The organism is Natrinema gari JCM 14663, from assembly GCF_000337175.1.
Lineage (GTDB): Archaea > Halobacteriota > Halobacteria > Halobacteriales > Natrialbaceae > Natrinema > Natrinema gari.
Map to the genome: position 1 here is coordinate 93,540 of NZ_AOIJ01000032.1, position 19,271 is coordinate 112,810.

Annotated in this window: 19 protein-coding genes; 9 read left to right on the forward strand and 10 right to left on the reverse strand. The window is 64.4% G+C overall.

The annotated features are described in order from the left end of the window. Window positions 1–125: 125 nt before the first annotated feature. The 3 genes from C486_RS02725 to C486_RS02730 all read left to right on the forward strand — a co-directional run bounded on the left by C486_RS02725 (window position 126) and on the right by C486_RS02730 (window position 3,119). Window positions 126–1,865: a glutamate--tRNA ligase gene (locus C486_RS02725; protein WP_008452760.1), complete on the forward strand. Its 1,740-nt coding sequence runs from the start codon at window positions 126–128 to the stop codon at window positions 1,863–1,865. A gap of 73 nt (window positions 1,866–1,938) precedes the next feature. Next, the gene (locus C486_RS22140; RefSeq protein WP_008452762.1) at window positions 1,939–2,097 is read left to right on the forward strand and encodes a hypothetical protein; all 159 of its coding nucleotides are present in this window, start codon (window positions 1,939–1,941) and stop codon (window positions 2,095–2,097) included. A gap of 2 nt (window positions 2,098–2,099) precedes the next feature. Beyond that, entirely contained in the window at window positions 2,100–3,119 is a 1,020-nt protein-coding gene (locus tag C486_RS02730; protein WP_241432457.1) for a lysylphosphatidylglycerol synthase transmembrane domain-containing protein, read from the forward strand. Window positions 3,120–3,139: 20 nt separating this feature from the next. Here the strand turns inward: C486_RS02730 and C486_RS21510 are convergent, their stop codons facing one another. Both C486_RS21510 and C486_RS02735 read right to left on the reverse strand, forming a co-directional pair. After that, the gene (locus C486_RS21510) at window positions 3,140–3,304 is read right to left on the reverse strand and encodes a hypothetical protein (RefSeq protein WP_008452767.1); all 165 of its coding nucleotides are present in this window, start codon (window positions 3,302–3,304) and stop codon (window positions 3,140–3,142) included. Window positions 3,305–3,347: 43 nt separating this feature from the next. Beyond that, complete coding sequence (locus C486_RS02735) at window positions 3,348–3,833, reverse strand: DUF456 domain-containing protein (RefSeq protein ID WP_008452769.1); 486 nt, start codon at window positions 3,831–3,833, stop codon at window positions 3,348–3,350. A 76-nt stretch (window positions 3,834–3,909) separates the two neighbouring features. Here C486_RS02735 and C486_RS21515 point away from each other — a divergent pair, with 76 nt between their 5' ends. Continuing rightward, complete coding sequence (locus tag C486_RS21515) at window positions 3,910–4,053, forward strand: hypothetical protein (protein ID WP_008452770.1); 144 nt, start codon at window positions 3,910–3,912, stop codon at window positions 4,051–4,053. Window positions 4,054–4,279: 226 nt separating this feature from the next. Here C486_RS21515 and gcvH read toward each other — a convergent pair whose 3' ends face one another. After that, window positions 4,280–4,663: a glycine cleavage system protein GcvH gene (gene gcvH, locus C486_RS02740; protein ID WP_008452772.1), complete on the reverse strand. Its 384-nt coding sequence runs from the start codon at window positions 4,661–4,663 to the stop codon at window positions 4,280–4,282. Next, window positions 4,663–5,802 (reverse strand): glycine cleavage system aminomethyltransferase GcvT, encoded by a 1,140-nt coding sequence (gene gcvT, locus C486_RS02745; RefSeq protein ID WP_008452774.1) that lies wholly within the window; start codon window positions 5,800–5,802, stop codon window positions 4,663–4,665. The genes gcvH and gcvT overlap by 1 nt, the downstream gene beginning before the upstream one ends. A 201-nt stretch (window positions 5,803–6,003) precedes the next feature. Here gcvT and C486_RS02750 point away from each other — a divergent pair, with 201 nt between their 5' ends. Further along, complete coding sequence (locus C486_RS02750) at window positions 6,004–7,485, forward strand: aldehyde dehydrogenase family protein (protein ID WP_008452777.1); 1,482 nt, start codon at window positions 6,004–6,006, stop codon at window positions 7,483–7,485. A gap of 257 nt (window positions 7,486–7,742) precedes the next feature. Here the strand turns inward: C486_RS02750 and C486_RS02755 are convergent, their stop codons facing one another. Both C486_RS02755 and C486_RS02760 read right to left on the reverse strand, forming a co-directional pair. Continuing rightward, window positions 7,743–9,353, reverse strand: a complete 1,611-nt coding sequence (locus C486_RS02755) for a S8 family serine peptidase (protein ID WP_008452779.1) — start codon at window positions 9,351–9,353, stop codon at window positions 7,743–7,745. Between the two features lie 377 nt (window positions 9,354–9,730). Next, window positions 9,731–11,392, reverse strand: a complete 1,662-nt coding sequence (locus C486_RS02760; RefSeq protein ID WP_049910067.1) for a S8 family peptidase — start codon at window positions 11,390–11,392, stop codon at window positions 9,731–9,733. 326 nt (window positions 11,393–11,718) lie between these two features. Here C486_RS02760 and C486_RS02765 point away from each other — a divergent pair, with 326 nt between their 5' ends. Next, window positions 11,719–12,177 carry an NYN domain-containing protein gene (locus C486_RS02765; protein ID WP_008452785.1) on the forward strand — a complete coding sequence of 153 codons (459 nt, stop codon included), beginning with the start codon at window positions 11,719–11,721 and terminating at the stop codon, window positions 12,175–12,177. 296 nt (window positions 12,178–12,473) lie between these two features. Here C486_RS02765 and C486_RS02770 read toward each other — a convergent pair whose 3' ends face one another. Then, window positions 12,474–12,746 (reverse strand): DUF7513 family protein, encoded by a 273-nt coding sequence (locus C486_RS02770; RefSeq protein ID WP_008452787.1) that lies wholly within the window; start codon window positions 12,744–12,746, stop codon window positions 12,474–12,476. Continuing rightward, window positions 12,743–14,314: a Na+/H+ antiporter NhaC family protein gene (locus C486_RS02775; protein ID WP_008452790.1), complete on the reverse strand. Its 1,572-nt coding sequence runs from the start codon at window positions 14,312–14,314 to the stop codon at window positions 12,743–12,745. The genes C486_RS02770 and C486_RS02775 overlap by 4 nt, the downstream gene beginning before the upstream one ends. A 227-nt stretch (window positions 14,315–14,541) precedes the next feature. Between C486_RS02775 and C486_RS02780 the strand changes: the two genes are divergently transcribed. The 3 genes from C486_RS02780 to hmgB all read left to right on the forward strand — a co-directional run bounded on the left by C486_RS02780 (window position 14,542) and on the right by hmgB (window position 17,916). After that, entirely contained in the window at window positions 14,542–15,390 is an 849-nt protein-coding gene (locus C486_RS02780; RefSeq protein ID WP_008452791.1) for a TatD family hydrolase, read from the forward strand. Between the two features lie 181 nt (window positions 15,391–15,571). Next, window positions 15,572–16,150, forward strand: a complete 579-nt coding sequence (locus C486_RS02785; RefSeq protein WP_008452793.1) for a DUF2150 family protein — start codon at window positions 15,572–15,574, stop codon at window positions 16,148–16,150. A 428-nt stretch (window positions 16,151–16,578) separates the two neighbouring features. Beyond that, a complete protein-coding gene (gene hmgB / locus C486_RS02790; protein WP_008452794.1) occupies window positions 16,579–17,916 on the forward strand; it encodes a hydroxymethylglutaryl-CoA synthase in 1,338 nt (445 codons plus the stop codon). Window positions 17,917–17,967: 51 nt separating this feature from the next. Here the strand turns inward: hmgB and C486_RS02795 are convergent, their stop codons facing one another. Then, the gene (locus tag C486_RS02795) at window positions 17,968–18,759 is read right to left on the reverse strand and encodes a hypothetical protein (RefSeq protein WP_008452796.1); all 792 of its coding nucleotides are present in this window, start codon (window positions 18,757–18,759) and stop codon (window positions 17,968–17,970) included. Further along, complete coding sequence (locus C486_RS02800; RefSeq protein WP_241432458.1) at window positions 18,760–19,200, reverse strand: hypothetical protein; 441 nt, start codon at window positions 19,198–19,200, stop codon at window positions 18,760–18,762. Window positions 19,201–19,271 lie beyond the last annotated feature (71 nt).

Sequence of the window (19,271 nt, forward strand, 5' to 3'; positions counted from 1 at the left end):
GTGTCTCCGATCCGACGGCGATGATCGACAGGGGACGGAGCCGTAGGGACTCGACTGCGAACGCGGACCGGGAGGACACCCCCGAATCGCGAGGGTTTTGGGCCGGGCGCGAATACCGCCCGGTAATGGACGACGAGTTACGCGAGCGTGTCGAGCGCGAAGCCGAAAAGCACGCGCTGTTGAACGCCGTCAAACACGAGAGCGACGCCGCGGTCGGTGCCGTGATGGGGCCGCTGATGGGCGACAATCCGGACTTCCGCGAGCACTCCGACGCCGTCCCCGGCGTCGTCGGCGGCGTCGTGGGTCGCGTCAACGACCTCGACTACGCGGAGAAACGGGCCCGTCTCGAGGACCTCGCACCCGAGGCACTCGCCGAACTCGAGGCCGAGGAGGAGGAAGACGAATACGACCTCCCCGACCTGCCAAACGCCGAAGCGCACGACGAGATTCGAATGCGGTGTGCGCCCAACCCCAACGGCCCGTGGCACGTCGGCCACGCCCGGATGCCCGCCGTCATCGGCACCTACCGCGAACGCTACGACGGCTGGTTCTGCGTGCGTTTTGACGACACCGATCCGGAGACCAAACGGCCGGATCTCGAGGCCTACGACGCGATCCTCGACGATCTCGACTACCTCGGCTTCGAACCCGACGCGACCTACACGGCAAGTGACCGGCTCGAGACCTACTACGACCACGCCCGTGACCTGATCGAACTCGGCGGGGCCTACACCTGCTCGTGTTCGGGCGAGGCGTTCTCGGAGCTGAAGAACTCCGGCGAGCCCTGTCCGCACCGCGACAAAGATGAGGCGACCGTTCGCGAGGAGTTCGAGGCCATGGTCGACGGCGAGTACGACAGCGGCGAGCTGGTCCTTCGCGTGAAAACGGACATCGAACACAAGAATCCCGCCCTGCGCGACTGGGTTGCCTTCCGGATGATCGATACGCCACACCCGCGGGAGGACGCCAGCGAGTACCGCTGCTGGCCGATGCTCGACTTCCAGTCGGGGGTCGACGACCACCTGCTCGAGATCACCCACATCATCCGTGGGATCGATCTCCAGGACTCCGCGAAGCGCCAGCAGTTCGTCTACGATTATTTCGGGTGGGACTACCCGGACGTCATCCACTGGGGACACGTCCAACTCGACGACTACGACGTCACGATGAGCACGTCGACGATTTCGGAACTGATCGAGGACGGGGAGCTCGACGGCTGGGACGATCCGCGAGCGCCGACGCTCAAGAGTCTGCGCCGGCGTGGCATCCGTGGCGAGGCCATCGTCGAGGCGATGACCGGCCTCGGTACCTCGACCACCGATGTCGACCTCGCGATGAGTTCGATCTACGCGAACAACCGGGAGCTGATCGACGAGGAGACCGACCGCCGCTTTTTTGTCCGCGACGGCACCCAGGTCCCCCTCGCCGGGGACCCGCCCGCCGAAGCGAACCCGCCGCTGCATCCCAACCACGAGGACCGCGGGGTTCGTGACATCCCCGTCGGCGACGCCGTCCTGCTCGAGGCCGAGGACATTCCCGATGGGGACGAGAACGGGGAACAGCGCATCTGGCTGAAAGGGTTCGGCTGTTTCCGGTTCGACGACGGCGTCCTTCGATACACCGCCGACGACATCGACGTGGTCCGGGAGGGCGGCGTCGACGTCGTCCACTGGGTGCCCGCCGACGGGAGCGTTCCGGTCCGGATGCGAACGATGGACGGCGACGTGACGGGACACGCCGAACCCGGCGTCGGCGACCTCGCGGCCGACGACATGGTCCAGTTCGAGCGGGTCGGGTTCGCACGGATCGACCGGCACGGAGACGGCAAGGACGCGGAGACGGTCGCGTACTACGCACACCCCTGACGCCCCGCCCACGACGCCGCCGGACGCGCACCGAAAGAATCGTACTGTCACCCTTTGTTCCGGATACTAGAACATGTCACGGCCGCCGACAGTCGGCTGCGAGAGTTCGATCAGCGACGGCATCGCCGCCGGATACACGGGGCGTTCGCTCGCATCAACGCGGCGCGGTCTCGAGGTCGCCCGGCCCCGCCGATCGAATCACCTGCAGGACGAGACCGCCCGCGACCCGTGACGGTGACCGAGGAGTCCCCGAGCGGCGTGTCCCGGGCGCAGGTGGGACGGATCGTCGCCGGATTCGCCGTCGCGAGCGTGCTGCTGGCAGTCATCGCTGCCGGCGTGGGCATCAACGAAGTGCGGGGTGCGCTCGCGACGGCCAGTCCCGGGTGGCTCGTCGTGGCCTGTTGTTCGATGTGTCTGTGTCTCTGTCTGTGGACGCGCAGTTGGCAGGTCATTCTCGGCGTTACCGGCGTCGACGAGTCGTATCGGACGCTGCTCGTGACCTACGCGGCGGCGACGTTCGCCAACTACGTCACGCCGATGGGACAGGCGGGTGGCGAGCCGTTCATCGCGTACGTGCTCTCCCGGGAGACGGCGGCGAGCTACGAGGAAAGCCTCGCGAGCGTCGTCACCGCGGATCTGTTGAACCTGATCGCGTCGGTCGGGATGGCGATTCTCAGCCTGGGCGTCCTCGTCTGGCGATCCGAACTCCCGACCGCGCTCGCGCCGGTCGCCGGCGGGCTGGTCGTCACGGCCGCGGGCGTGCTGGCGGTCGCGACGGTCGCGATTCGGTTCCGAGCGACCGTCGAACGGTCGCTGATGAAACTGGTGGCACCGATCGGCCGGCTGGTCCCCAGGCTGACGGTCGACGGCGTTCGAGAGCGACTGGGTGAGTTACGAGCGGCGTTCGATCGGCTCGCCGCCGATCCTCGAGCACTCGGGCGGGCGTTCGCGCTCTCCGTGCTCGGCTGGACGCTGTTCGTTCTGCCGCTGTTCCTCGCCGGGCGCGCGCTCGGGCTGACCGTCGACCCCGTCGTCGTCTCGTTTACCGTCTCGGCGAGCATGCTCGCCGGATACGTCCCCTCGCCGGGCGGACTCGGGAGTATCGAAGTCGCGCTGACCGCACTCCTCGTCGCCCTGGTCGGCCTCTCCTCGGCGAACGCCTACGCGGTCGCGCTCCTCTATCGGCTGACCACCTACTGGTTCGCGATCGGAGTCGGCGGGCTCGCGGCGCTGGCTGTCGTCCGCCGCCAGTAGCCGCGATCGGCGACGGCAACTCACTCGAGTAAGTCCCCGCTCCGGTCGGGAAGCGGGTCCGCGACGATACCGTCCCGTCGCCCCAGCACGCGGGCGTGGGGGGCACAGACGAGCCGGTTCTCGTCCCAGGGCACGTGTAACTCGACTGCGGCGGGACGCTCGCAGTCGGACTCGGCACACTCCATGTAGTCGTGTGAACGCTGCCCACGGATTCAGTCTTTCCGGTGCTCAGAGCAGGAACACGGCGATGACGAATCCGAGCAGGATCGACGCCGTCAGCAGGACTTGGACCGCCGTCGACGCGAGGGCCCCGACAGTCGTATAAGCCGCCGAGCGCGCGCTGCCCTCGAGTTCCCCCTGTCGAACGAACTCGAGGGCGAAAACGGTCCCGAAGAGGCCGGCAAGCAGCCCCAGCGGGCCGGTGGCGAGCATGAGGACGATCCCGACGACGGCAGCGACGGCGGTGGTCAGCCAGGACGCGCCGCCGGCCCGGGCGGCGATCGAGCCGCCGAAGAATTCGACGAGCGCGGTGACGACGGCGATGAGGACGAGGACGGCGAAGGTGATCGCGCTCAGTTCCGCGGCTCCGGCTCCCACCCAGTAGACGACGAGGCCGGCCAGCGAGAGCAGGCCGCTTGGCACCATCGGGACGGCCGCGCCGACGATTGCACCCACGAGCAACGCGATAGCGACGACGAGAACGGCATCGACCATATCGGGAGGACGGCTGACCGCGGCAAAGACGTACCGCCTTCAGTAGCAGTAGGTGGCCACCTCCGAAGTTGTGGCTATGGCAACCGCTCGCGGAGCGATCAGCGTTGGCGCGTCGTCGGGTCTCGGGGACGCTGGTCCGGCGATGCCGTCGGCCGACCTCGTCGTCAGCAGCGACGGGGTCACGATAGCCGATCCGGACCGCGAGTGGGCTGAGGGGTGACGGGCGATCGACGTCACCGTCCGGGGGTACTGCGATCGCGATGGCCGCGATGGACGCGTTCGAGCACACTCCAGAGCACGCGAGCGAGACGGATGGCCACCTCGTGGATCTCTCCTCGGTTGCAGGGTCGTTGCGGGGGGATGATTGCCGTCCACGGGCTATTGTCTCGAACGGGTAGGTGCCGAAAAAATCGACGGCCCACCGAAACTGGCAATGGAACTGCGGCTCAGGCGATCTGGTCCTCGTACTCCTCGGCGGTCAGCAACACCTCGAGTTCGTCGGGGTCGTCGGCCTCGATCTCGAGCATCCAGCCCTCGCCGAAGGGGTCCTCGTTGACGAGTTCGGGGGCGTCGAACAGGTCGGCGTTGATCGCGACGACCTCGCCGCCGACGGGGGCGTAGAGATCGGAGACGGCTTTGATCGATTCGACGACGCCGAACTCCGTCCCTTGCTCGAGGTCGTCGCCCTCGTCGGGGAGTTCGACGAAGACCACGTCGCCGAGCTCGTCCTGTGCGAAGTCGGAGATGCCCACGCGGACGACGCCGTCGGTCTCGAGTGCCCACTCGTGCGATTCCAGGTACCGTCTTTCGTCGGGAACGTCGAAGCTCATTATACTGTATCGATAAAGGGTGTGGTTTCGACTCTTGCTTTCTTCGATTGGCCGCGGACGACGACCTGCAGCGTGGTCCCCGGCTCCGCGTACTCGACCGGCACGTAGCCGAGCCCGATCGGCTTCTCGAGGGTCGGACTCATCGTCCCGCTGGTGACGGTGCCGATCACCCGGCTCTCGGTCGTCGTGATGTCATAGCCGTGTCTGGGGACGCCGCGGTCGATCAGTTGGAAGCCGACGAGTCGCTCGTCGACGCCCGCCGCGTCGACCGCCGCCAAGGCGTCCCGGCCCACGAACTCGGTCTCGAGTGCGACGGTAAAGCCGATGCCGGCTTCGTAGGGCGTCCGCGGGTTGTCCTCGTGATCGAAGTCCTGTCCGGCAAGCAGTAAGCCGGCCTCGATGCGGAGCGTGTCCCGCGCGCCGAGGCCGCAGGGTTGGCAGTCGAGCGCCGTCCAGATCTCAGCGGCGTCCGCCCAGGGGACGATCAGTTCGAAGCCGTCCTCGCCGGTGTAGCCCGTCCGGGCGGTCCAGCAGTCGACGCCATCGATCGTCGCGTACTGGGCCTCGAACCGCTCGAGATCGCCGACGGGGTCCGCAGTGATGCTCGCCACCAGATCGACCGCGTTCGGCCCCTGTACGGCGAACATCGCGTATTCGTCGGTCCGGTTGTCGACGGTCGCCTCCAGGTCCCACTCGTTGCGGTAGCTGAGCCACCGTTCGTGGGTCGCCTCGTCGGTGCCCGCGTTGGGGACGAACAGATAGGTCGGCTCCCCGTCGGCGGCGTCGCCGTCTCCGTGGGACTCCTGGGGCGTCTCGTCATCGTCGGGCAGCCGATAGACGACGGTATCGTCGATGACGATCCCGTCCTCGTCCGTGATCGCGGCGTACTGGGAGTCGCCGACTGAGAGCCGGGAGACATCGTTCGACGTCAGCCGTTGCATCAACTCGGTCGCGTCCGGGCCGGTCACATGAATCTGCCCCATGTGTGAGACGTCGAAGATTCCGACGTCCTCCCGGACGGCCGCGTGTTCCGTTTGAATGGAATCGAACTCGACCGGCATGTCCCAGCCGCCAAACTCCGTAAACTTCGCTCCACGTTCGTCGTGAATCCCACGTAACGGCGGCGTCTGAAGCGGCATGGTCGAGACATCTCCCGCGGTGTAGTAATGTCTTTTCGTCGGCTGACTGCGACGACGGGTCCCTGTTCCCTGCCGAGTCGGCGGACCCAACGGCTACCCGTCCCTCGCGACCACTCGATAACCGATTCCGGTTACAACTGCTCTGCCTATCATCTCCGGTTGCCGAAAACATATGGCCGGAACGGACCTACGAATCGATACATGAGTACGCCAGCACTCGACCCACGCGCCGACTGGGACCAGATATACGTCGACGGCGAATGGCGGGACGCAGCGAGCGGCGAAACGATCCCCGTCGAAAACCCGGCGAAACAGGAGGCCTTCACCGAGGTCCCCGCGGGGACGGAGGCCGACGTCGACGCTGCCTACGAGGCAGCCGAGGCGGCCCAATCCGACTGGGCGGCGACGCCGCGGGCAGAGCGCAACGAGATCGTTCAAAACCTGCTGGACGAACTGAACGCACACGTCGAGGAGATCACCGGGCTGCTCGCGACGGAGGCTGGCACCCCTGGCTACCGGGCCATGGGCGAGTTCGCGACCACGACCGGCGACGTAGAGATGGCACTCGAGCTCGAGCCACCCGAAGAGGAGGTTCGGCCCTCGCCATCGGTCGAGGGCAAGGACAACCACATCGTCCACGAACCGGTCGGCGTCGTCGGCGTCATCTCGCCGTGGAACTTCCCGCTCCATCTCACCATGCGCGCGGTCGCGCCCGCGATCGCGCTGGGCAACACGGTCGTCCTGAAGCCGGCGACCGACACGCCGATCACGGGCGGGCTGCTCATCGCGAAGCTGTGCGAGGCGGCCGGCCTTCCGGACGGCGTTCTCAACGTCGTCACCGGCCGTGGCTCCGATATCGGCGATCGGATCGCCGGCCATCCGACGCCACGGGTCGTCTCCTTTACCGGCTCGACGGCCGTCGGCAAGGGCGTCGCCGAGCAGGCCGGCGCGAGTCTCGCCTTGCCCGCCCTCGAACTCGGCGGCAACGCGCCGTTTATCGTCACCGACGAGGCCGACCTCGAGAAGGCCGCCCGCGCCGGCGCGTTCGGCTCGTTCTTCCATCAGGGGCAGGTCTGTATCTCGATCAACCGCCATCTGGTCCACGAGGACCTCTACGACGAGTACGTCGACCTGCTGGTCGAGCACGCCGAATCGCTCACCATCGGCGACCCCTCCGAGAACGACGACGTCACGTTCGGCCCGGTCCAGAACGAAACCCAGCGCGACGATCTGGTCGACTTCATCGAGGGCTCGCTCGAGGCGGGTGCCACCCTCGAGACGGGCGGCGAGGCCAACGGGCTGTTCGTCGAGCCGACGGTCCTCTCGGACTGTACCAACGACATGCCGACGGCGTGTAACGAGCACTTCGGCCCCGTCGCGCCCGTGATCCCGTTCTCGGACGACGAGGAAGCGATCGAGTTGGCGAACGACACCGAGTACGGGCTCTCGGCGTCGGTTTTCTGTGAGGACGCCGAGCGCGCCCGCGACCTCGCCGATCGGGTCGAGGCGGGGATGGTCCACATCAACGACCAGCCGATCAACGAGGACCACAACGCGCCCTTCGGCGGCGTCAAGCAGTCCGGCCTCGGTCGCTACCACGGCGAGTGGATCACCCGCGAACTCACTGAGCCCAAGTGGATTTCCGTCCAGGACGAGGAACGCGATTACTTCGTCTTCGAATAATAGCGACTGCAACTGCGCGGTCCTCGTTCAGTCTGCGGCGTGGGTTCTCGATTCGACTGTCGCGCCGGAGGCCTCAAATCCGGCGAGAGCGGATCGCTGCACAGGTTTCCGCCCGCAGAAACCCGGCCCGAGTGATACTCGGGCGTTTCGTGTAAGGGTCACGCCTCGTGGGGCAGGGGTGCTTTTCACCGTCTGCGACATCGCATCCTTCGTCCCAACCATGGGTTCGCGTCCGCCGTTGGTCCGATTTCACTGCTTTATCGACCGCGTTCCTCGAGTCGGAGCGTGTACTCGCCGCTCCCGCTAACCGCGTGTACCTGGAGCCGGATCTCCTCGTCGCCCTCGAGCGGGACCGTGATCGATTCGCTCGTGCCCGCGCCCGCGGACGACGCGTCATGCTCCCATCTGGTGGGTTTGCTGCCGTCCGTGGTCACGTAGAGATCGAAGTCAGCGTTGGCAGGCCCCTCGAGCGTGATCGTCGCCGAACAGGGGGTGGCGGTGTTCAACGAGTAGCTATAGCGGTCGCTCTCGCCCCACCAGCCGCTGCCATCGAGGGAGCCGCTCGCGCTCGCGGTGATCGCCTCGTCGCCACACTCCCCAGGTTCCTCGTCGGGGTCGCTCTCGTCCGGGAACGGATCGGTCTCGACCGCTGCAGCCGCATCGACGCGACCGTACCCCTGTTGGGTATCGCGGAGGCCGAGATCGGCTGCGGTCGCCCGAAGGTGCTCGCGGAGTTCCGTCCGCGAGAGATCGGGATAGGCGGAGAGCACGAGGCCGGCGACGCCGGCGACGACCGGCGCTGCCATCGACGTCCCCGACATTCGCGCGTACTCGTCGCCGGTCACGCTCGAGACGAGCCGGCTGCCCGGGGCAGCGAGTTCGATCGCCGAGCCGGTGTTCGAAAACGAAGCGAGCGAATCGTCGCTGTCGACGGCCGAAACGGCGACGACGCTGTCCTCCGCGGCCGGCGAGTAGACGCGGTCGCTCCCGTCGTTGCCGGCCGCACCGACCAGCAAGACGCCGTGGTCGGCCGCGTACTCACAGGCCGCAGTCAGCGTGTCGTAGGAGCCGTCGACCCCCAGCGAGAGATTGACGATATCGGCCCCGGCGTCGGCGGCCCACTGAATCGCGTCGGCGATATCGGAGAGCGATCCCACGCCGTTTTCGTTGAGCGCACGGACCGAGAGCAGCGAGCAGTCGCTGATTCCGGCGTGGCCGGTGCCGTCGTCCGATCCGCCAGCCGCGATACCGCCCACGTGCGTGCCGTGGTCCGCCCCGCTGGCGGGATACGGATCATCGTCAGCGTCGAGGAGATCCGTCCCGATCCGGTCGTCGACGGTCGCCTCGAGCGCGGGATGATCGTACTGAATTCCCTGATCGACAACGGCGATAACGACGTCCTCGCTGCCACGGGTCGTCTCCCAGGCCGTTTCGCAGCCGATCTGTTTGGGGGCATGCTGAAAGTCGTAGTAGGGATCGTTCGGCTTGAGTAGCGACGCGACCGTCACGTTCGGTTCCGCGTACTCGACCGCGGGGGAGCGAGTGACGGCATCGATGACGTCCTCGCGAGCGTGAGCAGGTGCATCCGATGGAAACGAAACGACGGCGTAGTGGATCGACTCGTTCGCGTGGACGACATCGGCATTGCCGGGGACGGCGGCACGGGCCTCACCGGCCACGTCCGTAGCCGACGGCGAAATCCCCAGAATGAGTTCGTCGTCCTTCGGCCCCGGTTCGCGGCTCGGGGTCGCGGTCACGACGCCACTCGAGCCGATTACGCTGCCGATACCGATCGAACCGGCACCGGTCAGGATCGAGCGGCGATCGTACGCGCGAGCGGGGTCGTCCGGGTGATCGTTCTGTGTCATGGAACGACAGTCAGCAAGCCCTGAAATTAGTAAAGCGTTATCGAATCATCTGTGGATTTATTTTGGAAAGAAGACGCTAAATGGTGACAAGAATGGTATTTGTTGGGTATAAAGTGTGGACGTGTGAACTCAGTGTTTTATCACCGAGCGTGTGGACACGAGAACCGGTTCGGAGTTTCCGGGACTAACGCGGCCACGGGGGGACGGTTTGCCGTCGGTCGGCCGCGTGACCGGGCCTCCGCTGCTCATCTGAGCCCGCGGCTGTGCTACGGTTTCGTCACGCGAGCCCGGATCGTGACAGTCCCTGCGGTCTCCGTCGCCGAACTCCGAGCGGTCGGCAGCATGCTCGGAGCAGTCGGCAGCGGCCGCCGCTCGATCTATCGACCGCGTTCGTCGATAGTCATGGAGTAGGAGCCGCTTCCGCTGTACCGGGTGACGAGGACACCTAATTCTTCGTCGCCCGTGAGGTCGAGTTCGATCGTTTCGCTTGCGCCCTGGCCCGTCGAGCGCTCGTCGTAGTCGTACATCGACGGCGTCCGTCCGTCGAGCGTCATGTAGAGGTCGAAGTCAGCGTCGGCCGGTCCCTCAAGCGAGACGGTGGCACTGCAGGGGTCGGCCGTCTGAAGCTGGTAGGTGTAGGTATCGTTCGGGTTGCCGCCCCAGCCACCACTGAGTTCGCCCTCTTCGCTTGCAGTGTTGACCTCGTCACCGCACTTACCGGGCTCCGGGTCCGGGTCCGGGTCGGGGTCCGGAGAGGTACCCGGTTCGGTGGTGACGGCATTGCCGGCGTCAACGCGGCCGCTGCCCTGTTCGTTCGCCGAAAGGCCGACATCGACGGCGGTTTGCTTGAGATGGTCTCGCAGCTGATCGTTCGAGAGGTTCGGCCACGCCGAGAGCGTGAGTCCGGCGACGCCGGCGACGACCGGCGACGCCATCGAGGTACCGGAGAGGGTCTCGTAGTCGCCCCAGGGAACGCTCGAGAGGACGTTGCCACCGGGTGCGGCCAGTTCGATCTCCGGGCCGACGTTCGAGAAGTCGGACAGCGTTTCACCCTGGTCCAGCGAGGAGACGGCGAGGACGGTGTCGTAGGCGGCCGGGTACGAGACGCTGCTGCCGTAGTCGTTACCGGCCGCTGCGACGACCAATGTCCCCTGCGAGGCGGCGTACTCACAGGCCTCCCGCATCAGTTGCGTAGCACCGCCGCCACCGAGGGACATGTTGATGATGTCGGCACCCTGGTCGGCCGACCACTGGACCGCATCGGCGATGTCGGAGAGCGAACCGCTGCCCCCGCCACCGAGCGCGCGGGCCGAGAGCAGCGAACAGTTCGAAATACCGGCATGGCCCGTCCCGTTGTCGGTGCCACCGGCTGCGATCCCAGCCACGTGCGTCCCGTGGTTCTCGCTCGCGTCTGCCGGGTACGGATCGCCGTTATCATCGACGAAGTCGGACCCACCGTTCGAGACGCTGTTGTCCATGTTCTCCGCGAGATCCGGGTGGTCGTACTGGACCCCTTGGTCGACGATCGAGATCGTAACCTCCGGATCGCCGAGGGTCGTGTTCCAGGCTTCCGGCGCGTTCACCTGCTGTGGCGCGTACTGACTCCCGAAGTCCGGGTCGTTCGGGGTATAGAGCGGCGACGCCGTCTCGCCATCGCTTTCCAATTCCTGTGGTTCCGCCTCGATGGCCTCGTAGGTCACGTTGTCTTCGGAGTAGGTCACCTCGTCGGCATCGAGGACGCTCCGCTTGACGGATTCCTTGGCCTGAATGGAAGCCTGATCGGCGATCTCCACTGCGGCATAGCCCAGCGTCTCGTTCGTGTGGACAATGTTCGCGTTGCTCGGAATCTTCGGCTCCACGGCCGCTTCGATGTTCGAGACGTCGGGGTCGACCCCGACGATCAGCTCGTCTTTCTTCGGCCCCGGCTCCCGTCCCGGCGTCGCGGACGTGATACCACCCAGGCCGACCAGCGCACCGAACGCGCCGACTGTTTGTAAAAGCGATCTTCGATCCATGTGTTGGTTATTGTCACCGGACATAACGCAACCGAAGAAATTCCAGCACGCTATTAAATTCTTCCTAAACATCAAGAAATACAATAAATTTCGAACACTAATATTATAATCGGGTATGTGAGGGTCGAGTACCCATGATGAGGGTTACCAAGTGTAATAGTAATAATTGTATGCTACTGAAATGAACTTAGGGAATGTTTATTCCACAACTCTTGTGGCTAATTATGGGGTGATTCGGACCATCACCGTCGCAATCACTATTCTTTATCTAACTATTCGCCGATGGGGTCGGTGCTGCTATCGTTTCGTCACACCTATTTCCGTGCACGGGAAAAGCCGGGCAACTGACCATGTTTGACCGCGTTCGCGCACGTCTCGTGCCTGACACCGCGACCGAACCGGCAGTCGGGTTGTTCGTTGACGGGCCGAACGTCTTCCGCGACGAATTCGATGTCGATCTCGATGATCTCCGCGATACCGCTCGCCGGCTCGGTCGCGTCGGCGTGATTCGGCTCTATCTCGACGAACACGCCACGCCCGGTCTCATTCAGGCCGCGGAAGCGCGCGGCTTCGAAGTCATCATTACCAGCGGCGACGTCGACGTGAAACTGGCCGTCGATGCAACCGCAATCGTCGGCGATGGGACCATCGACCGGCTCGCGATCGTCTCCCGAGATACGGACTTCAAACCCGTCCTCGAGTACGCGGGCACCGCCGGCGTGGAAACGATCGCGATTGCACCGGGCTCGCACGGCCGCTCGGACGCGTTACAGAACGCCGCCGACGACGCGGTCACGCTCGACCGGTGAGAGACCAACCCGGCTACCCGGCGCTTGAGGACGACTTCTCACGGCGCGACCTCGAGTTGGAACGCCGAAACCGACCGTTCCAGCCGTCACGATGAGCGGCCGGGGAGAGCGGACGGAGCGCTGATCGACGAGCGACTCGGGCCCGGCGTTTCGTGAGCGGATCACGTCCCTCGGTGAGCGCTCCCCGTTCGCGGCGACGACGCGTCGAGGCGACGGGGTCGATTGTGCTGTTGCTGCGTTGCGTTGGCCGGGTTGCGTCGCAAAAAAGACAGGCGGTTCCGGCTCGGTCCGGGTCGTTATTCGGCGTAAGAACTCTCGCCGACGACTTCGACGAACTCGCCGCGACCGCTCGCGGTTGTCTCGTCGAATTCGGTTACCCGAACGCGGACCTGCTTTTCGATCGTTTCCGGGCCGGCACCCTCGATGATGAGTTCGGTATCGCCGACGTACGCACGACCGGACGTGCCGTTCGACTCCGCGATGAAGATATCGACTTCGCTTCCCACTTCGAACGACGGCCGAGACGTCCGGAGACGCCAGCCAGCGAGGTATTTGTCGAAGACGCTCATACGCGCGCCACCTCCTCGGTCTCACGGTCGGTTACGTACTCACGGCCGAAGCCGGTCAGTGCGGCGATGACGAAGACCGCGACCAGCAGCCAGCCCTGAAAGACGAACGGAACGACGTCGATCGGCGTGACGAGCATCGCCTGGTCGAGCCATTCGTACTCCCCGGGGAGGTTCTGCATCGCGCCGTACCCGGCGAGGACGCCGCCGGACCACGGGAAGATGTAGCCCATGGCGGCAGTCTGACCGTCGAGGATGTTCGCTCGTCGGTAGCCGTTCAGATTGAAGCGTTCACCGATCTTCGAGATGTAGGGGCCGATCGCGACTTCGGCGGCCGTATTGATCGTGATGATCGAGTTGATCAGCGCCGCGGTCGCGACCATCGTGAGTTCGGCGTTGCGAACGTTGGTCGCGAGGTTCTCGAGCGACCAGTTCAACAGCACCTCGAAGGCACCGCCGCGGATCATGATCTGGGCCGCACCGATGATCAGGAGCACGAGAATGGAGAGTTCGAAGAACCCGGACACCCCGCTCATCAGACTCCCGGTGACGCCGACGGCGTCGGCCGAGTCGACGACCGTGAGGACCGGCAGTGACTCCAGCGGACCGGCAAACGGCGCGTCGCTGGGTGCGTTGAACATGACGATGTCTCCGAGGGATGCCAGCCCGAAGATGAGGTTGAACGCGATGGCGATGACGATCCCCCACGAAATCGCCTCGACGATGTGACGGCCCGCAACCGCCGCGCCGATCACTGCGAGCATCGGGATCACGTGGACGAGACCGATCGCCTCGCTGCTCTCGAGGAAGATCGTCTGGGCTTCGCCGCTGATCTCGAGGCCGTCCATCGAACTGCCGGCGACGATGTAGCCAACGAAGGCGACGGCGGCGGCGATGATGATGTACTTGAACCGCGAGGCGACGACGCCGCCGATATCGGCATCCTGCGTGACGGCGCTGACGATCGTCGTGTCACTGACCGGTGCGAGGTTGTCGCCGAAGATAGCCCCCGAAAGGATCGCCCCGAACAGGAGGACCGGGTTCGCACCGAGCAATATGCCGGCCGGGAAGAACAGGCCGACGAAGGCGACGCTCGCGCCGTATCCCGTCCCGATCCCCGTTGTGAAGACGGCGGCGAGGACGAACGTAATCGCCGGGAACAGCGTCGCGCCGACGCCGGCGGTGTCGGCCAGCCAGACGAGGCCACCGACGAAGCCGCCGTCCTGCAGCAACTGGGCGAACATGCCGGCCCAGATCCACGCTACGATGGCAGTCACCGCGACGGGTTGAGTCATCCCCTCGAAGATGGTGTTGGCGTAGGTTTTCCAGTTCCCCCGCACGAAGAACATCCCGAGGATCAGTCCTACTAGGATACCGACGATAAGGCCCCCCGTATCGCCGATCCGCCAGAGTGCGGTCTGGATGATCGCCCACACGATGAAAAACGCGATCGGGAACGCGCTCATCCCGCGGCCGCCGTAGAACTCGACTCGAGGACCCTCATCGTTGTCCCCGCCGATGAACTGGTCGGACGGGTCCTCGCCGGGAGCGGTTGCTCCGTTTTCGCTCATAGTTGATCACTCATACTGGAACACACTCGTGCTGATTCGGTTGAAACATAATAACTATTGTTGATAAACCCGGATCGGTGTGGTAGTTGTTCGGTATCGATCCGCTCGGTAATACGCCACACGACCACCATTTATCTATCGGATCGCTCTCGCGAGCACGATCGTGTTGTGAGCGCCGTCCGCGCCGGATCGGAGCACTTTCGAGTGTCACCGACCCACTGGCGAGTATGATCGACGATCGGCCGGTGATGGACGATCACCTCCACCTCGATCCGGACGCCCATCGTGGCATCGACGCCGTCAGGGATTTCGCTCGCGTCGGCGGCACACATCTACTCGTAGTGAACAAACCCTCCTGGCACCTCGGCGTCGAGGCCGAGACCGGTTCGGACTTCCGGACGGTCTTCGAACGAACGATCGAGATCGTCGACGAGGCCGCGAACGAACTCGAGGGGAACGCATGGCCCGTCCTCGGCGTGCATCCGGGGTTGATAACGCGTCTGGTCGACGACCGCGGGTTCGATCCCGAGGAGGCCCGCGACCTCATGCAGGCCGGGATCGACGTGGCGGCCGAGTACGTCGATTCGGGCGAGGCGCTGGCACTGAAATCGGGACGGCCCCACTACGAGGTCGATGACGACGTCTGGGCGGCTTCGAACGCGGTCATGCGCCGGGCCTTCGAGCACGGGGCCGATCTGGACTGTGCCGTCCAACTGCACGCCGAAGCCAGCGAGGACATGACCGCAGTCGCCGACTGGGCTACCGATGCCGGCCTGCCGTCCCATCGCGTCGTCAAACACTACGCGAGCGGCCGACTCGAGGGGCCGACTCCGAGCGTCATGGCCGATAAGGATCGCCTGCAGACCGCCGCCGAGCGCGGCGAGCCGTTCCTGATGGAGACCGATTACATCGACGATCCCGATCGGCCGGGGGCGGTACTCGGCCCCAAGACGGTCCCCCGACGAGTCCGGTGGCTCCTCGAGAACGGCTTCGAAGAGGCCGTTCGGATAGCCCACGTCGAGACGCCAAAGCGGGTCTACGGCATCGATACGGAAGCGACGCTCGAGCGCGACTGAAAGGGACCGATAAGAACCGATTCCGATCGCTCGATCGCGGGTACGCCGAGACGCCGATGGCTCTAACAGGGATCTGAGCGGCTGTAAGCTGCTATTGGTCGGTCGTCCGGTTTTTCCAAACGTTCGCTTTCGGCGGCTAGTGTAGAGAAAGGCATTTCAAGCGGCCGGTGTAGGTGTCTGTATGAGCAATCCCCCGACCGAGTTCTACTCGGAGGAACGCTGGCAGAACTGGATCGATCGCATCAAAGACGAAGACATCGATCCGGAAGACGAAGACTCGGCCCGACTCCTGTTGAACCTGCAGGACGATACGGCGATCGCGATCGCCAAGATCGTCGCCGCGTACGACGACGGGGAACTCGACCAGGAGGAGACCCTCGAGGAAATCGACGACGTTCGCGAGATCGTCCTCAGCGAGATCGATATCGAAGACGAGGAGAAACTCATCCTCGTCGACGGCGTCCAGACGAGTCTGGTCTGTGTCTTCTTCGCGGCCGAGGAGTACGTCGCGAACGGGCCGGCCGACGAGGGGACCGTCGGCGATTACCTCAGCGCCGCGGCCGATGCCGAGGCCGAAGAGGATCTCGACGCCGCGCTCGGATATGCGGCACAGGCAGGGACCCTCATCATCGACGAGCAGGAACTCGATATGAGCGTCGCGGAGGACCTCGAGTACGGACTCGTTACGGAGTGGATCAACGGCCTTGACAGCCTCCAGAGCGCGATGAGCGATCCGGAAGTCGTCGAGGAAGACGAGTAGTTCTGTCGACGGAGTCGATCACGTTTTCGGCACGCGGTAGCCACCGGCCGATTCCTCTCGGTGACTCGCTCCGCAGACTTAGACAGGAGACGACCGTCTCGTGACTGTCCGGAGTCCCAACCGAAACGAGTCACACACTGATCGGACGGGTATCGCGCGAGAAGGTGTGCGGTGACGGTCAGTAGCGACTATCGTTGAGGTTACCTCTCCGCCCGCGATCCTCACGTTCGTGTCCCTTCAGAGTCGTCCCGCGGAGAACCAGGGGCAACAGCGACGACACCCAACAGGCACGCGCGGCGCTGTAGCAGGCGCTGGGACATGCGATCGCGGCTCGCGATCGATTTCGCCCGGTTACCGGCGATAATTTCTCGACGGTTGTCGAAACATCGAACGACAATATCTTGTACCATCGCCCGTATTGACGAGGTATGACTGCAGTCGGCATCGACGCCGTCGAAATTTGGACCGGGAACCTCAAACTCGACCTTCCCGGCACGTTCGCCCCGGAGAAGGGCGAAGACCCGGAAAAGTACACGAAAGGGCTCGGCCTCAACGCCAGTTCCTTCCCCGACAGCTACGAGGACATTGTCACGATGGGGGCCAACGCCGCCCACCGGCTGATGGAGCGCAAAGGCCTCGAGCCCGACGATATCGGTCGCATCGACGTTGCGACCGAGAGCGCGTTCGATAACTCGAAGCCGGTTTCGACGTACGTCGCTGGCTGTCTCGAGCAGGTCTACGAGGGTGACTTCCACCACGCGAACAAAGGCGAGCGGAAGTTCGCCTGCATCGCGGGGACCCAGAGTTTGGACGACGCGTACAACTGGATCCGTGCGGGCCGGAATCGCGGCCGCTCGGCGCTGGTCATCGCGACCGACACGGCGCTGTACGCCCGCGGCGACGACGGCGAGGCGACGCAAGGAGCCGGAGCCGTCGCGATGCTCATCAGCGAGGACCCGAACCTGGTCGAACTCTCCGCCGAACAGGGCTACGGCTCGGCCGACGAGACCGACTTCCTCAAGCCCAACCAGCAGTTCCCGTCGGTCGACGGCAAACGCTCCGTGCAGGTCTACCTCGCGCGGATGCGCGAAGCCCTCGAGGACTTCGAGAGCGTCGCGGGCGCGGTCCACGAGGAGGACTTCGTCTACGCACCGTTCCACACGCCGTTCCCGGGCATGGTCCGGAAAGCCGCCCTGCTCGCGTTCCGCCACGTGACGCGGGACACCGAAGTCGAGGACGAACTCGCCGACGAAATCGGTCGCCAGCCTCGCCCCGAGGCGTTCGACTCCGACGACGACTACCGCGACGCCCTCCGGGAGTACATGGATCTCCTCAAGGGCACCGACCGCTACGCCGAGTGGTACGACACGACGATCGCTCCCACGCTGACGATCTCCCGCGAGGTCGGCAACTGGTACACCGGATCCGTCCACGTCGCCCGCGCGAGCGCGCTCAAACACGCTCTCGAGAACGACCGCGACCTGGCCGGCAAGAAACTCCTCGTCGGCTCCTACGGCAGCGGTGCACAGGCGGAGATCCACGCCGAGACGATTCGGGAGGGCTGGGCCGAGGAGATCGACGCCCTGAACGTCGACGCCCAACTCGCCGAGCGCTACGAGATGGAGTGGGACGACTACGAGGAGATCCACGACGCCCACAACCACGAGATGGACGTCGACATCGAGGAGTTCACGACGCCCAGCGAGGAGTTCGTCTTTGACGGCTGGGGCCGCATGGGCGAGCGGAAGTATCGGTACGTGGACTAGTTGGGGGTATCGGTCCGTCTCCGACAGACGCAAGGACCGCCGGAACGGCGGTTAGTTCTCCCCGGGATCGACCCAGCGGTCTTGGCCGCAATCCGACGCCAACTGCAGGTCCCAGCGCCGTTCGCCGGGGCGATCGAAGCTTTCGTTACAGAAGTTCGTCGTTTTCTCCGGGCCGTTCATGCCGAGGGGCGTCACGAAATGATACGATTGGGACCAGGCTGAATCGTTCGTTTTCGTGACTTCGCCCGTCGTGTGCCCGCTGTGGGGGAAATCGTAGTCCCGTTTGCGTTTTTCGTCGGCCTCCGGATCGAACTCGAGCATCTGGTGTCCGATCTCGTGCATGATCGTCTGCATATCACCATGCCCGCGTCCCGTATTGTACCGCTGATAGGTATCGGGAGCCTCGTCGACGTGTTTCGCCTCGGCGACGATATAGGTCTCGCCATTATCATCGGCAGTGACGCCGCCGCCGCTTTCGTTCGTCAACAGGATGTGACAGTCGTCCGCTTGCATGTACGATGGGCTCTCACATTGAACCCAGTCACGGAACCAGCCGTTCATCCAGGTGTACGCTCTCTGCTCTCCGCAGACCGTGTCATAATGTTTTCGCCTTCTGACACAATCGTCGTCGGAGTTCGTCTCCAGACACTCGCTTACATAGTTCTCGATCGGCGGATCAGGTAAATCGCTGGCAGCAGGTGCGTACACTTTCACGGACGCAGTGTGAGGGGACGAATCGAACGCATGTTCAATATAGTCTTTCACTTTACCGAGGAACTTCCCAGTCCCCTTCGCCTCGTAAAGCGACCGCGACATCGTGACGGTGAATTCGTACTCGCTCATCTAGATCACCCGTTTCGAGACTTTGAGTTCATCGTTTGGCGAAACGTCAACGTGGTACCCTGCCGCGGCCGAGAACCCGTCGCCGAAGACGGTCAGCCGCCTCTCGATCTGCTGGTCGCCGTACGTTGCGACTATCTTGTAGTCTCCGGAGTCGTCGATGCCGATATCCGCGATCGTCGCGAGCTGTTCGTCCTGTGTTTCGGTCGTGTAGGTGAAAACCTCCGTCCCCGACCCTTCGTCGGTCACGGTGACGCTTACGTGTTCGTTCGGATCGGGACTATCTCGGACGTGGAGATCCGGCGTTTGCATCTCCTCATCCGATCGGTTGTCGTGACCCTCACGGGTCGTCGCTTCCGTTGCGCTTGCGACGCCCGTCAGTCCACTCGCCGCCGCCGTTCCGGCGCTCGCTTTCAGCACCTTTCTTCGAGTGTGCTTTGGCATGCATGTATGATGTTAAACCCATTAATTATAAGGTTTTTCTAGGGTATATTATAATTGGAGAGAGTGGGAGT